Below are 14,217 nucleotides of genomic sequence, written 5' to 3' on the forward strand. Positions count from 1 at the left end.
GTATATTAGAATTATATACGTAATAAACGTACAATATGTATGTTACTAATCGAAAATTTTTGATATTAGTAAGTAAATTATACAAACTATACAATAGTTGTTGAGGATGCGGAGCGCGCATCTTGATGCAATCTTACTCAAGTCAGTGAGATGAATTGCAGAAGGATCGAAGGTCGTGGTTTCCGACCTGTCGATCTACGGGCGGAGGGGCGAAGGTGCCGCTGGGTAGTGCGCCTGAAGCCGAACTTCGCGCAGGCCACTTACGAACTAGGGCAATGCGTCAGCCGATTCCCCAGCTAAATGGCTGGATTACGAGACCGGCGCAATTGTGGGGCCGTCCGGCTCTTAGAATTTGTCCGACGGACCCATACAGAATGCTCTGAAGCCGCCGAAGCAGGTCCCTCTGTGTTTTAATGGGCTTCCAGGGGGACCAATGGAACTTCCGCGCCATTGGCGTCGTAGAGCTTGCCGTTCAGGAAATAATCGCCGTCATGCAGGCCGGCAATATCCTGATAGCGGATCAGGCGTTCCGTTCCCGCGACGAAGACCGATTGCTGATCCGAATTGCCCGTTGTCAGGTGGTTGAACAAAAGGTTTAGCGTGATCGCCATCAGGGCCGCGGAGCTGATGCCGGAGTGGAAGATGGTGATGACCCATGCGGGAAAGTGCTCGTAGAAGCCCGGTGAGGCGATCGGGATCATGCCGAAGCCGATCGAGGTCGCCACGATGATGAGATTCATATTGTTCTCGTAGTCGACTTTGGCGAGCGTGCGGATACCGCTTGCCGCGACCGTCCCGAAGAGGACGAGGCCTGCTCCTCCGAGGACGGAACTCGGAACGGCAGCGACGATGCGGCCGACGATCGGCAGCAAGCCGAGAGCGACGAGAAAAAGGCCGCCGGTCGCTACGACAAATCGGCTCTTGATGCCGGTCACGGCCACGAGGCCGACATTCTGGGCAAAGGCGCTCTGCGTGAAGGAGCCGACGGCCGGGGCGAGAATGCTGGAAAGCATATCGGCGCGCAGGCCGTCGCCGAGTCGGCGCGCATCGACCTTGGTGCCGACGATCTCGCCGACGGCGAGGATATCCGCCGAGGTCTCGACCAGCGTCACCATGATGACAATGCACATCGAGATGATCGCCGCGGTATCGAACACGGGATAGCCGAAATGGAAAATCTGCGGTAGGGCAACGAAAGGGCCGCTCATCACCCGTGAGAAGTCGGCAATGCCGGCTGCATAGGCGATCCCCGTGCCGACAATGATGGCGAGCAGGATCGATAGTCTCGATATAGCGGCGCTCGCCAGCTTGCTGAGCAGCAGCACGATCACGAGCGTTGCCGCCGCAAGCAGAATATTGGCCTGGCTGCCGAAATCCGGCGCGCTCCTGTTGCCGCCCATCGCCCAGCCTGCCGCAACCGGCATCAGGGTCAACCCAATGGTCGTGATGACGATGCCGGTGACGATCGGCGGAAAGAAGCGGGTGATGCGTGAAAAGACGGGCGTGATGAGGAGCCCGATGAACGATGCCGCGATGACTGCGCCCAGAACGGCCTGGATGCCCCCATGTCCGGTAATGGCAATCATCGTCGCGACGCCGGAAAAGGATACGCCCTGCACCAGGGGGAGGCGGCTGCCGAAGAACGGTATTCCGATCGTCTGCAGGATGGTCGCAAGACCGCCGGCAAAAAGCGATGCGGTCACGAGCAGACCCACATCGGCCGGCGTCAGGCCCGATGCCTGGCCGATGATCAGTGGAACGGCGACGATACCGCCATACATGGTCAGAACATGCTGAAGGCCATAGGCCAGATTGGCGCCGATGCTGAGTTTTTCATCTTCGGGGGACAGGGGTGTGGTATTTTCCTCTACTGCTATTGCCAAGGTAATCTCCTCCATACCTTTGCGTGTCTCGTTTCCTCCAAACGAGCCCTGCACGTTACGGTGTGTGCCGTCTCATGACTTTATAGAAAAATGCGAAACACCTATCTGAAGGTCGCATCCCTTCTCATGGACCAACCGCAGTCCCGGTGAATGTTCGAAAAGGACAGATCTCTATCCAGCTGAGATTGGGCGAAAACTCATCTCTCCCTGTATCGCCCCGCGGGCTTACATAGCTGCCGAAATCGATTCAGTCTCGGGAAAGAATAGACGTGCAGAGCCTGTATTAGTTTTCGATTCGAATATCATTCCGAAGATTTGGATGGATTATATGAGTGAATACCAAAATAAAGCCGTCAGGATGCTGGCATCGACTGTCGGCGACGAGTCTCTGATGGATTTGAATGATCGCAGAGATGCGTTTCTGCACCGCGCTCTGGAGCTTTATTTTGCCGCTGGCGGCACCGAAGACGCTATCAAGCCGATGGTTGAGAAAGTCTATTCGAAAAACAAGCCGCGCGTGGATATAGCCGTCGGCGATGTTCTCTATAAATTGGCCGGCATCGGTCACGTATGCGATATTGATATCATACAGGCAGGTTACAACAAGCTCGACGACGCCAAGCCGACATTTGCGGGCGAGGAGCGTCATCTTCCCCGATAGGACCGGGCAAGATTCCTCTCTTGGCCATAATGAATTTCGCGAACGAGCCCGTTCGCTTTTGTGGATGCCTCGGGTTTGCCTGGACAGCAACATTGCCGTCTCTGTGCCCGCGTCCCTTCTACAAGGCCGGGATGCCCCCGCATCATCAGCCCGAAGTGAGGTATGTTGAAGCTCCCATATCTACGTTCGCACAAATCATGCATGAGGTATAAAATATAGGCGATTATCTTGTGCTGAATTAAGCATTCCGCCTCTAGGTCGCGCACCTCTTGCATGGCCTTCCTGATATTCTGAGCATCAACGATTTGAGGCGCTGCAGGAGGGAAAATACCCAAGATGACCGAAAATGCGATCTATGTGTATCAATCGATTGCGCGTGCGGTTTGCGATCACGATGTCGGCACGATGTTCGGTCTCATGGGAGATGCCAATCTCTTCATGATCGACCACTATGTACGCGGATGCGGCGGCCGCTTCGTGCCGGCGGCGCATGAGGGAAGCTCGGTCCTGATGGCGCTTGCCTATGCCCACGTCGCGGGCAGGGTGGGCGTGGCGAGCGTGACCCACGGTCCGGCATTGACCAATTGCGTCACTGCGCTCACCGAAGGCGCCCGCGGCTCAATCCCCATGGTGCTCCTGGCGGGCGACACGCCGGTCGTCAACCCGCACCATTTGCAGAGCATCGACCAGCGCGAGCTCGTCAAGGCCACCGGCGCCGGCTTCGAGCAGATGCGCTCGCCGGAAACTGCAACCCGGGACGTCGCCCGCGCTTTCTATCGTGCTCGCGTCGAGCGGCGTCCGATCGTCTTGAACATGCCGGCCGATTTCATGTGGTGCGAACAGCCTCACGAGCGGGCTGTCTTCGAAGTTTTCGATGCTCCCGGATATGTGCCCGAGGGTGACGCGCTGGACAGGGCCATCGGCATGATCGCTTCGGCAAAGCGTCCGCTCATCCTCGCGGGCGGCGGGGCCTGCGGTGCGCGCGATCAGCTGATCCGGCTGGCGGACAGGCTGGAAGCGCCGCTTGCAACGACCTTGAAGGCAAAAGGGCTTTTCGGCGGTCATCCTTATAATATGGATATTTTCGGCACGCTCAGCACCCCTGCCGCCTATGACCTGATCGCCAGGGCGGATTGCCTGATCTGCTTTGGAGCGGGGTTGCATGATTTCACTACCGACAGGGGCAAGCTCCTGAAGGGCAAGCGCATCGTCCAGATCGATATGGATGCACGCGCCATCGGCAAGAACATTCATCCAGATGCAGCTCTGGTTGCCGATGCGGGATTGACGGCAGACAATTTCGTTCATTGGCTGGACGAGGCGGAAATTCCGCCGAGCGGCTTCACTCACGAACTGGATGTCCCCTCGCTCACAACCCATCCAGGCGATCAGCGCGACAAGACGAATGCGGGATATGTGAACTACATCTGGGCGCTCGAAGAGCTGGAAAAAGCTCTACCGAAGAATAGGGTGCTTGTGACCGACGGCGGGCGTTTCATGACCGAGGTCTGGTGCCGGATTTCCGTCAGCGATCCGCGGAGCTTCGTGGTGACGGCAAATTTCGGCTCGATCGGCCTGGGATTGCAGGAAGCGATCGGCGCAAGCGTTGCCGCACCCGATCGACCGGTGGTGCTTTTCACCGGGGATGGCGGTTTCATGATGAGCGGTGTCAACGAATTCAATACTGCCGTGCGTCTCGGGCAGGACCTGATCGTCATCGTCTGCAATGATTCCGCCTATGGAGCCGAACATATCCAGTTTCGCGATCGCAAGATGGACCCTGGGCTTACCCAATTTAACTGGCCCTCGTTTGCCGAGGTTGCAACCGCGCTCGGCGGCCACGGTATTGCGGTCAGCTCGGCCGATGAGCTTGGAGGCGCTCTGGATGCCATCAGGAATCGCAATCGCCCAGTGCTGATCGAGTTGCGCCTTGATCCCAATGACGTGCCACGGATGCGCATCTGACGATTTTTTCTGAAAGCGCGAAAGGCAAAACCGCTTTCCGGGCTCAGCGTGACGACATCGACTTGGCCAAGAGCTGACGTCACCTCCTGGCCGAAGGATTTCTTCAGCCGTTCGATGCCTGCTTTTGATTTGCCGCAATCGAATATTCTTCTGCGAGACGGTAGATGTCTCCGATACAGTCGATCTTGCCGCGGAGTTCGGTAAGGTGGCGGGGATTTCGAGGCCGGTCTTGTCTTCAATGAGCCGTAGAATTTCGATGAAATCGAACGAGTCGATGTTGAATTCCCTCAGCCTCCGCCCAGGCGTCAATTCAGCGGGGAGGACTTCATGGCAGGCTTGATCCGCGTCTATCGCTATCTGCTTGCCCTGCTCGCTTTATCGGGTATCGCGGTCTCATATATCGCCATCACACCGGGCGTGCATGTTTCACGGCTGACGATGACGGTGAATTTCTTCAGCTATTTCACCATGCAATCCAATCTTCTGCTCGCTATGACACTGCTTTGCGCGCAAATTGCGCCGCTCTCGTCAATTGGCAAATGGGCGAGCAAGCCGCCGGTACGCAGCGCCCTTCTTCTTTACGTGGGGATCGCCGGCATCGTTTACGTTTTGATGCTGAGGGACGTTTGGCACCCTCGCGGTTGGCAACTGCTCGGCGATCAGATACTCCATTATTGGGTTCCGCTGCTGTACGCTTTGGATTGGATTTTTCTGAGCGAGCGCGGCAAGCTTTCCTGGCGCGATGTGCTCTGGTGGCTGGCTTTTCCCGCAGCCTACTCCGCTTATACGCTTTCGCACGGATATATCTCTCACTTCTACCCTTACCCATTCCTGGATGTCCGCGATATCGGCCTTGAAGGCGTGCTGCTGAACATGGGGCTGCTGGCATCGGCCCTGCTGGTTCTGGGGGGAGTGCTGACTTTTCTCGATTGGGTCGGCGCCAAGCAACGGGCCTTCCGGCGCGCATAGGCAATATTGTTGCGAAGGCGAATTCGTCACTGACCAATTCGCCGCCGCGCGGCTCTTGTTTGAGCTTAGCGGTCCGCCCATTCCGGCAGTTGCGTAATGGCTGCCGGGCTGGACGCGCGCGTGCCGGAAAGGCTTGCCTGGCCGAGCGCCACGACCGCGACGGTTGCGATGCTCGCGGCGACCGAAACCCAGAAGCCATTTGCAGGTCCAAAGCTGTCCACTACCCAGCCGGAGACAAAGGCGCCAAGTGCCATGCCGATACCGATGCCGGTCATCACCCAGGTCACGCCTTCGGTCAGCATGGCTTCGGGCACGCGGCGTTCGATCAAGCCGAAGGCGGTGATGAAGGTGGGGGAAATGGCGACGCCGCTGAGGAAGACGGCAAAGGCAAGCAGAGCGACCGAGGTGCTGGCAGCAAGAAGCGGCAGGGAGGTAAGGGCGAGAACGCTGACGGCCACCAGCAATTGGCGCTGCAATGGCATCTTGAGGTTCAGCGCTCCGATGATGAGACCGACGACGAACGAGCCGAGCGCATAGACGCCGATGACGACGCTGGCGGCACCCGGTTGGCCGAGCTGCTTGGTGATGGCAACGGCACTCACTTCCGCCGTGGCGAAGGTAGCACCGACGAAGATCAGGGCGAGTGTGATGATCTGGACCGGCCGCAGCCGGATCGCCGAGCGTTGCGGGCCTGTGGAGCCAGCCGCGCGCACCTTCGGTTCCGTCGATCGCTGCATCAGGAAGGCTGCCGATCCAAGTGCGAGAAAGATGGTGCTGGCGACCATCCCGGCTTCTGGGAACAACGAGACGGCAAGCCCGACGGAAAGGGATGCCCCCATGATGTAGACGAGCTCGTCGGCGGCGGATTCGAAGGCGAAGGCCGTATTCAATTCGGGCCGGTCTCGGAAGATCTCCGTCCAACGGGCGCGCACCATGGCCGGTATGCTCGGCATGACGGCCGCGAAGAAGGCCGAGGCAAACAGCGTCCAGGCGGGCCAGACCTGGTTTGCCGCGATGACGAGAATGATGAAGGCGATGACCGAGAGGATGGTGGCGGGAGTGACGACCGCACGCTGGCCGAGCCGGTCGACGAGACGCGATATTTGCGGCGAGATAAAAGCATTGGTCAGGGCGAAGGTCGCCGAAACGGCGCCGGCCAGCCAATATTCACCGCGCGTCTGCGACAGCATGGCGACGATGCCGATAGGAGCCATGGCAAGCGGAAGGCGGGCAAAGAAGGCTGCGGCCGAAAAGCTCTTGGCGCCCGGTGCTCGGAAAATCTCTCTGTACGGATTGGACATCGGAACATTCCCTATATTGAACGAAATGGCCGCATACATACGCAGCGTATGTGAATGAAGTAATTGCATACGCCACGTATGTCAACTAATATACGCAACGTATGCAAATTAATATGGGTGATCTATGGAGACGCAATGCGCAAACCTCGCAGTGAAATGATTGCCGAGACGCGAGCCAAGCTGCTCGCCGCCGGCCGTGAGGCATTCGGTAGCGTCGGCTATGCCGATGCATCGATGGATGACTTTACAGCGGCTGCCGGACTGACGCGGGGCGCACTTTATCATCATTTCGGCGACAAGAAGGGGCTGCTGCAGGCCGTCGTCAGCGAGATCGATGCGGAAATGACCACAAGGCTCTGTCATATCTCGTCGAAAGCGCCGTCGCGCTGGCAGGCATTCGTCGACGAGAATGTCGGTTATGTCGAGATGGCGTTGGAGCCGGAAATCCAGCGCATCATGTTTCGTGACGGCCCCGCCGTGCTCGGCGATCCCTCCGGATGGCCGAGCGCCAACGGTTGTATCGCCACGATCAGGGAAAGCCTTCGTTGCCTTTGCGAGGAGGGTATCATCGTTGATATCGACGCGGAAGCCGGCGCTCGCCTCATCAATGCTGCAAGCAGTTGTGCCGCGCAGTGGATCGCCCATTCGGACGATCCCGAGACAATCTCGAAACGGGCAGTCGGCGCATTTCGAACCTTCCTTGAAGGCTTGCGGATCGAGAAGGACTGATCGGACTGGAGTTCGCTTAGCCGGCCGATGCGGCGGTGAAGACCGCCAGCTGAGCCTCGAAAGCCCGCTTGTAGGCAGGCCGTGCTTCCCCACGGGCGACATAGGCAGAGAGGTTCTGATATTGCTGCAAAAGGCCGGAATCCTTCAGCCTGAGCAGGACCGATATCATCAGAAGATCGCCGGCGCTGAATGCATCCTCGAGCCAGTCGGCACTGCCGAGGCGATCGGAAAGTTCGTTCAGCCGCTGGCGGATGTGCCCATCGACCATGGACAGGCGCTGCTGATACCAGGTCTGATCGCGCTCCTGGATTCTTGCGGTTGCGCGGTCGATGATCGGCGGCTCCACCGTGGAGAGGGCAGCAAACATCCATGTTATCGCCCGTGCCCGCGCCTTGGCATCGTCCGGCAGAAGCCCGGCATGGCGCTCCGCGATATGGAACACGATCGACCCCGATTCGAACAAGGCAAGGCCGTCCTCTTCGTAGGTCGGGATCTGCCCGAAGGGATGAAGGGCGAGATGCGCAGGCTCCTTCATCGCCTTGAAGGAGAGGAGGCGCACTTCATAAGGCTGGCCGACTTCTTCGAGGGCCCAGCGAACGCGCATGTCGCGCGCCAGACCTCTGCCGCGATCCGGCGATTTTTCAAAGGCGGTGATCGTTATCGTCATTGCTGCTCTCCATGGCTTTGTCTGCCTTAAAGACGATCGGCTGAACGAGATTCCGACACTCCATTTTCGAGATGGTTTTCAGAGCCGGGAGCGATGCGGGCCAATGCATCTCATTTTGCAGTTCGACCGTCTGCTGGATCAGTTCATGGATAGGCGGCGCGGCAGACGCGCGTGATGATATTGCGCAGCCATTTATGGGCGGGGTCGGCGTCGACGCGCGGATGCCATATGGCGGCAATGAGTATTTCCGGCGTTTCGAACGGCAATTCAAAGCTTCGAATACCAAACTCGCCCACCGGTTCGTTCAGCTTGCTCTTGCCGAGGCAGGAGAGGGGGACAGCCGCGATGAAATTCGTCGAAGCCGCAATTCTCATTGCATCCGGAAAACCAGGCACCACAACGCGGATTTCCCGCTTCAGACCTTTCCTGTCCAAAGCCTCGTCGACCGTTTCGGCAAATTCTCCTCTTCTCGAAGCGGCGATGTGGGCGCAGGCGGCATAGCGCTTTGCCGTTACCGCCCCGCCCGTCAGCAGAGGATGACCTTCCCGCGCCACTCCAACCAGCCGATCGCGAAGCAGAAGTCGCGTGCGCAGCTCCGGCGCAGGCACGCCCAAGACGCCGATTTCCAGATCGATCAGTCCTTCCCGCAACATATGCGGCTCCTTGTCCCGCTTGAGCACGAAGCGGATGCGGACGCGGGGGGCGGCTTCCGTGATGGCCGCGACGAGGGGCGCAGACAAAAGCTCGAGAAAGGCTTCGCTCACGCGGATCGAAAACGTGGTGTCCAACGTGGCAACATCGAGTTCGCCTGCCGCAGGCCGAAGAATGGCGCGCGCATCCAGTGTGACGGCATGAACGCGATCCCGAAGGGTCTCGGCAAAACGTGTCGGCACGAGGGATCTGCCTGCCCTGACAAGCAACGGATCACCCGTCACGGCACGCAGCCGCGACAACGTGCGGCTCATGGCGGAAGGGCTCAAGCCAAGACGCTTCGCCGCTTCCGTCACGCTCCCCTCGGCAAGCAGGACATCAAGGGCGGCGAGCAGATTGAGATCTATGTCTTCCATGGCAATTGGGTAGACCAGATCGATCAACATGCCTAGCGTCTGACGCAACTATTCTTTGCATCCTGTGCGTCTGGCGAAATCCAGGCCAGGCTTTCATATTGCACTCACAGCAAACAAAGGAGGCGTGCCCATGCCGTCATCATCATCGTCCACCGGCAGCATCCTGATCATCGGCGCATCACGCGGTCTCGGCCATGCGATGGCCGAAGAATTCTTCAAGAAGGGCTGGTCCGTCGTCGGCACGGTGCGGGCGTCGACGGCGAGGACGAAACTGCACGATCTGGCAGACCGTTCCGATGGCCGCGTCACCATCGAAACGCTCGATATCAACGAGCCGGAACAGCTCGCCTCGCTGCGCGCGCGCCTCGACGGCCGCGTCTTCGACATGCTGTTCGTCAATGCGGGAACGACGAATGTCCCGACCGAGACGATCGCGGAGGTGACGACGGCAGAGTTCGTGCGCGTCATGGTGACGAATGCGCTGAGCCCGATGCGGACCGTTGAAGGGTTGCAGGACCTCGTTTCGCCCATGGGGCTGATCGGCGTCATGTCGTCGGGGCAGGGGAGCGTCAGCAACAATACGACGGGCATGCGGGAAGTCTACCGCGGCAGCAAGGCGGCCTTGAATACGTTGATGCGCAGCTATGCCGCCCGGCATGCGGAAGATGCGCGTGCATTGGTGCTCATGGCTCCCGGTTGGGTCAAGACCGATCTGGGCGGCCCCGACGGGCGGCTGACGATAGAGGAAAGCATTCCGAACCTGGTGAACGTGCTTCTCGGCCAGCAAGGGAAGCGGGGCCTTGAATATCTGGACTATCTGGGCCGGACAGTTCCCTGGTGATCCGTCGTCAACGCAGCATATGAGCCTTGAGGCATCGCTAGACCGGAGCCGGCGCTCCGCCGATTCGGCTGGCGATTGTTCGGCGGATCGCCGAACACATAACGGAAATGAATCGAAGCTGGCCGACCGATTCAAAACACTCGTTGGACCGCAGCCGCGTGATCGACGATTCTCCCAGCATGCTTACTCAGCCCTATCACCTCTATATCGAGCGCACCAATGCTGCGAAGAACATGGCCCGCTACTACGCGCTGGACATATCGATGACATTGTTCGGGGATACCTGTCTCACGCGACGCTGGGGCCGCATAGGTTTCGGCGGCCAGACGATGGCGCATCATTTCGAGGATGAGAGGGATGCCGTCAGAATGTTTCTCGCGCTGACGCGGCAGAAGCGGGCGAAAGGCTACCGCCCACGCCCATTACAAAGCAGGGCGATTACGTGAATTCTCACGGCGCCCGAGTGCACTACCCGAGATATCGGGTAGTGACGTGTCCATAATGATTAGAGTGGCCTGACGTTTTCCGCCTTCGACTTGCCCGTCTTCCGGTCCTGACCCAGATCGTAGGAGACGGATTGCCCCTCCCTGAGCACATTGCCGTATTGCAGGGCGGAGACGTGAACGAAAACGTCAGGTCCTCCGCTTTCCGGCGTAATGAAGCCAAAGCCCTTGTCGGTGTTGAAAAACTTAACCGTGCCAGTTGGCATGAAATCCCCATGTCTTTGCAGTTGATCGCGGCGGCAACCTAGCGGGCAACTGCTGTCAGATCAAGCACATCTGCTAATGGCGCCCGTCAGGTCCTGTGATCAAACGTGTTTTTTTGTACCAGATCGTCTTTGAAGCCTTGGTATCAGCGATAGCCATTCCTTCTGCGACTCGGCTTTGCCCGCTTTTCGTCGAGCATTCGCGCGCAGCTCCGGTCATCTCCGGTAACTGGAATCTGATACAACTCTGATGGACTAGACTGCAAAAGGATCTATTCTTGCGGCCTGCCTCCCAGTTTTGGAGGCATCAATCGATCTGCCAACAAGCACGAGCTCCATCCATGACCAAAGGCTCCGATCTCCTGGTGGCCGCACTCGAAAACGAGGGTGTCGACCGTATCTTCGGTATTCCAGGCGAAGAAAATCTCGATGTTGTCGAATCCATCCGCAAATCGTCCATTCAATTGGTGCTGACCCGGCATGAGCAGGCGGCTGCGTTCATGGCCGCGACCTATGGTCGCCTGACCGGCAAGCCGGGTGTCTGCCTGACGACGCTCGGGCCGGGCGCCTTGAACCTTTCGACGGGCGCGGCATACGCGCTGCTTGGAGCCATGCCAATGGTGATGATCACCGGCCAGAAAGGGATACTTTCATCCCGGCAGGCCCGGTTCCAGGTGGTAGACGTGGTGGCGTCGATGAAACCGCTCACCAAGCTTGCCCGGCAGATCGTTTCGCCGCAAATGATCCCGACGATGGTCAGGGAGGCATTCCGGATCGCACAGGAGGAACGGCCGGGGCCGGTCCATCTCGAGCTTCCGGAGGACATCGCCGCCGAGGAATGTGAAGCGGTCGCTCTCGTCGCCCCGCATCAGCTGGAGCTGCCGATCGCAAGTGACGCGGCGCTCGATCGTGCGGCTGGGCTCATTACCGCGGCGAAACGCCCGCTGCTCATGCTCGGGGCAGCTGCTTCGCGCCCGCGCTCGACGTCTGATATCGCGCAATTCGTCATTCGCACCGGCATCCCGTTCTTCACGACCCAGATGGGCAAGGGAACGGTCCCGGGCGGAACCGAGCTCTACATGGGCACGGCCGCACTGTCGGAGCGGGACTATGTCCATGAGGCGATCGAGCAGGCCGATCTCATCATCACCATCGGCCATGACACGATCGAGAAGCCGCCCTTCATCATGGGCAAGGGCGGTCCCAATGTCGTCCATGTCGGATATCAGCCGGCGACCGTCGAACAGGTCTATTTCCCGCAGTCGGAAGTCATTGGCGATATCGGCCCATCGCTGAAGGCGCTGGCGGATCGCCTCGAAGGCAAGGTGCCGAACGCGCAAGCCCTTCTTCACCTGCGGGAGCGCATCCTGGAGCGCATCGCCGTTCGGGCGACGGAAGATCGCTTCACGCCGCAGCGGCTGGTCCATGACATCCGGGAAGTCATGCCTCATGACGGCATCCTGGCGCTTGACAACGGCATGTACAAGATCTGGTTCGCACGGAACTATCGAACGCGCATGGCGAACACGCTGCTGCTCGACAATGCCCTTGCGACAATGGGTGCCGGGCTCCCTTCGGCCATGGTCGCCTCGATGCTCTATCCCGGGCGGCGTGTCATGGCGGTCTGCGGGGATGGCGGCTTCATGATGAATTCGCAGGAGATCGAAACGGCGGTGCGGCTGAAGCTGAACCTCGTCATCCTCGTCATCGAGGATGATGCTTATGGCATGATCCGCTGGAAACAGGCGGTGGACGAGTTTCCGGACTTCGGGATGACGTTCGGCAACCCGGATTTCGTTAGATATGCGCAATCCTATGGCGCCAGGGGAACGAGGGTCGACGACATCAGCCAGTTCAAGCAGGCGCTCGAAGATGCCTTTTCCGGCGGTGGCGTTCATCTGGTGAACGTCCCCGTCGATTATTCGGAAAACGAACGTGTGCTGGTGAAGGAATTGCGTGCGCGGCTTCCCGCCATCCTGGAGGATCAAGATGACGCTTAATCTGAAGGTTTATCAGGCATTCGATCGCGCGCTCATTGCCGAAATCCCGGCCGATGACGCCGCTGCTCTCGAGCATAAGCTCGATGTTGCCGCGAAAGCCTATGCCGATCGCAGCGCTTGGCTGCCGACGCATCGCAGGATAGCTATCCTCAGAAGGGTGTCCGAGCTTCTCTCCGAGAACCGTGACCGCTTTGCCATCATGATCGCCCGTGAAGGTGGCAAGCCGCTGACGGATGCGATCATCGAGGTGACGCGCGGGATCGATGGTCTCGTCAATGCGGCAGACGAGTTGCGCAATTTTGGCGGCAAGGAAATCCCGATGGGCCTGACTGTTGCCAGCGCCAACCGATGGGCCTTCACCACCAAGGAGCCGATCGGCGTCGTGGCGGCGATATCGGCGTTCAACCACCCCCTCAATCTCATTATCCACCAGATTGCGCCGGCCGTGGCCGTTGGCTGCCCCGTCATCGTCAAGCCGGCGGCAACCACCCCGATTTCCTGCATCGAGATCGTCAAGCTGTTCTGGGAGGCGGGACTGGACGAGCCTTGGTGCCAGACCTTCATCACGGAGGACAATGCGCTTGCCGAGAGCTTTGCTACGGATCAGCGCGTCGCCTTCCTGAGCTTCATCGGCTCGGCGAAGGTTGGCTGGTATCTGAAAAGCAAGCTGCCGCCAGGCACGAGATGTGCGCTGGAGCATGGCGGAGCAGCCCCCGTCATCGTCGATCGCAGCGCCGGCGTCGACGCAATCGTCGGGACGATCGTCAAAGGTGGGTATTACCACGCGGGGCAGGTCTGCGTGTCGGTGCAGCGCCTCTTCGTGCACAATGACATCCTAGCCAATTTCACCGACGCGCTCGCCGCCAAGGTTGCAAACCTGCGCGTCGGCGATCCCACGTTGAAGGAGACGGAAGTCGGGCCGTTGATCCTGCCGCGCGAGACGGAACGTGTCGAAAGCTGGATCAAGGAAGCGACCGATGCGGGAGCAAGGCAATTCGGGGGAGGGCGGCTGTCCGAGACCACGCTTCTGCCCTCCGTCCTGCTCGATCCGCCGGCGGACGCCAAAGTGTCGCGCCTCGAGGTATTTGGACCGCTGACCTGTATCTATGGCTATAGCGACATTGACGAGGCGATCCGCATAGCCAACTCGCTGCCCTACGCATTCCAGGCGAGCGTCTTTTCCACCGATATAGCAGTCGCGCTCAAGGCAGCAAGGCATCTCGATGCATCCGCGGTGCTCGTCAACGACCACACGGCCTTTCGAACTGACTGGATGCCTTTTGCCGGGCGCAGGCAGTCGGGATATGGGGTCGGGGGTATTCCCTGGACGATGGAGGAGATGGCCGACGACAAGATGGTAGTGTTCAACGGCGTCAGCTAGGTGAGCGTCGGCAAGCATCATCCGTGGACTGTCCCCGCGATCGTCTG

The 14,217-nt window shown here is 59.2% G+C and carries 13 protein-coding genes; 8 read left to right on the top strand and 5 right to left on the bottom strand.

All coding sequences use genetic code 11. The features are described from left to right. Nucleotides 1–410: 410 nt before the first annotated feature. Nucleotides 411–1,898, bottom strand: a complete 1,488-nt coding sequence (locus PH562_RS06780; protein ID WP_483315323.1) for a nucleobase:cation symporter-2 family protein — start codon at nucleotides 1,896–1,898, stop codon at nucleotides 411–413. Nucleotides 1,899–2,202: 304 nt separating this feature from the next. Here PH562_RS06780 and PH562_RS06785 point away from each other — a divergent pair, with 304 nt between their 5' ends. The 3 genes from PH562_RS06785 to PH562_RS06795 all read left to right on the top strand — a co-directional run bounded on the left by PH562_RS06785 (nucleotide 2,203) and on the right by PH562_RS06795 (nucleotide 5,478). Then, nucleotides 2,203–2,544: a hypothetical protein gene (locus PH562_RS06785; RefSeq protein ID WP_285172174.1), complete on the top strand. Its 342-nt coding sequence runs from the start codon at nucleotides 2,203–2,205 to the stop codon at nucleotides 2,542–2,544. 336 nt (nucleotides 2,545–2,880) lie between these two features. Then, the gene (locus tag PH562_RS06790) at nucleotides 2,881–4,509 is read left to right on the top strand and encodes a thiamine pyrophosphate-binding protein (RefSeq protein ID WP_285172175.1); all 1,629 of its coding nucleotides are present in this window, start codon (nucleotides 2,881–2,883) and stop codon (nucleotides 4,507–4,509) included. A gap of 327 nt (nucleotides 4,510–4,836) precedes the next feature. After that, nucleotides 4,837–5,478 carry a Pr6Pr family membrane protein gene (locus tag PH562_RS06795; protein WP_285172176.1) on the top strand — a complete coding sequence of 214 codons (642 nt, stop codon included), beginning with the start codon at nucleotides 4,837–4,839 and terminating at the stop codon, nucleotides 5,476–5,478. Nucleotides 5,479–5,543: 65 nt separating this feature from the next. Here PH562_RS06795 and PH562_RS06800 read toward each other — a convergent pair whose 3' ends face one another. After that, nucleotides 5,544–6,779: an MFS transporter gene (locus PH562_RS06800; protein WP_285172178.1), complete on the bottom strand. Its 1,236-nt coding sequence runs from the start codon at nucleotides 6,777–6,779 to the stop codon at nucleotides 5,544–5,546. Between the two features lie 135 nt (nucleotides 6,780–6,914). On the opposite strand from PH562_RS06800, the gene PH562_RS06805 reads away from it, so the two are divergent. Then, nucleotides 6,915–7,508 carry a TetR/AcrR family transcriptional regulator gene (locus tag PH562_RS06805; protein WP_285172180.1) on the top strand — a complete coding sequence of 198 codons (594 nt, stop codon included), beginning with the start codon at nucleotides 6,915–6,917 and terminating at the stop codon, nucleotides 7,506–7,508. 16 nt (nucleotides 7,509–7,524) lie between these two features. Here the strand turns inward: PH562_RS06805 and PH562_RS06810 are convergent, their stop codons facing one another. Beyond that, nucleotides 7,525–8,175 (bottom strand): glutathione S-transferase family protein, encoded by a 651-nt coding sequence (locus PH562_RS06810; RefSeq protein ID WP_285172181.1) that lies wholly within the window; start codon nucleotides 8,173–8,175, stop codon nucleotides 7,525–7,527. A gap of 143 nt (nucleotides 8,176–8,318) precedes the next feature. Further along, nucleotides 8,319–9,290 (bottom strand): LysR family transcriptional regulator, encoded by a 972-nt coding sequence (locus PH562_RS06815; protein ID WP_483315324.1) that lies wholly within the window; start codon nucleotides 9,288–9,290, stop codon nucleotides 8,319–8,321. 82 nt (nucleotides 9,291–9,372) lie between these two features. Here PH562_RS06815 and PH562_RS06820 point away from each other — a divergent pair, with 82 nt between their 5' ends. Together PH562_RS06820 and PH562_RS06825 are read left to right on the top strand one after the other, a co-directional pair. Next, on the top strand, nucleotides 9,373–10,083 hold the full coding sequence (locus tag PH562_RS06820) for an SDR family NAD(P)-dependent oxidoreductase (protein ID WP_285172182.1): 711 nt from the start codon (nucleotides 9,373–9,375) through the stop codon (nucleotides 10,081–10,083). A 107-nt stretch (nucleotides 10,084–10,190) separates the two neighbouring features. Further along, nucleotides 10,191–10,529: a WGR domain-containing protein gene (locus PH562_RS06825; protein ID WP_285172183.1), complete on the top strand. Its 339-nt coding sequence runs from the start codon at nucleotides 10,191–10,193 to the stop codon at nucleotides 10,527–10,529. 59 nt (nucleotides 10,530–10,588) lie between these two features. Here PH562_RS06825 and PH562_RS06830 read toward each other — a convergent pair whose 3' ends face one another. Then, nucleotides 10,589–10,792 (bottom strand): cold-shock protein, encoded by a 204-nt coding sequence (locus tag PH562_RS06830; RefSeq protein ID WP_047631453.1) that lies wholly within the window; start codon nucleotides 10,790–10,792, stop codon nucleotides 10,589–10,591. Nucleotides 10,793–11,130: 338 nt separating this feature from the next. On the opposite strand from PH562_RS06830, the gene PH562_RS06835 reads away from it, so the two are divergent. Beyond that, complete coding sequence (locus PH562_RS06835; protein WP_285172197.1) at nucleotides 11,131–12,789, top strand: acetolactate synthase large subunit; 1,659 nt, start codon at nucleotides 11,131–11,133, stop codon at nucleotides 12,787–12,789. After that, on the top strand, nucleotides 12,779–14,170 hold the full coding sequence (locus PH562_RS06840) for an aldehyde dehydrogenase family protein (protein WP_285172204.1): 1,392 nt from the start codon (nucleotides 12,779–12,781) through the stop codon (nucleotides 14,168–14,170). The genes PH562_RS06835 and PH562_RS06840 overlap by 11 nt, the downstream gene beginning before the upstream one ends. Nucleotides 14,171–14,217 lie beyond the last annotated feature (47 nt).

The sequence above is a fragment of the Rhizobium centroccidentale genome (assembly GCF_030182565.1).
GTDB lineage: Bacteria > Pseudomonadota > Alphaproteobacteria > Rhizobiales > Rhizobiaceae > Rhizobium.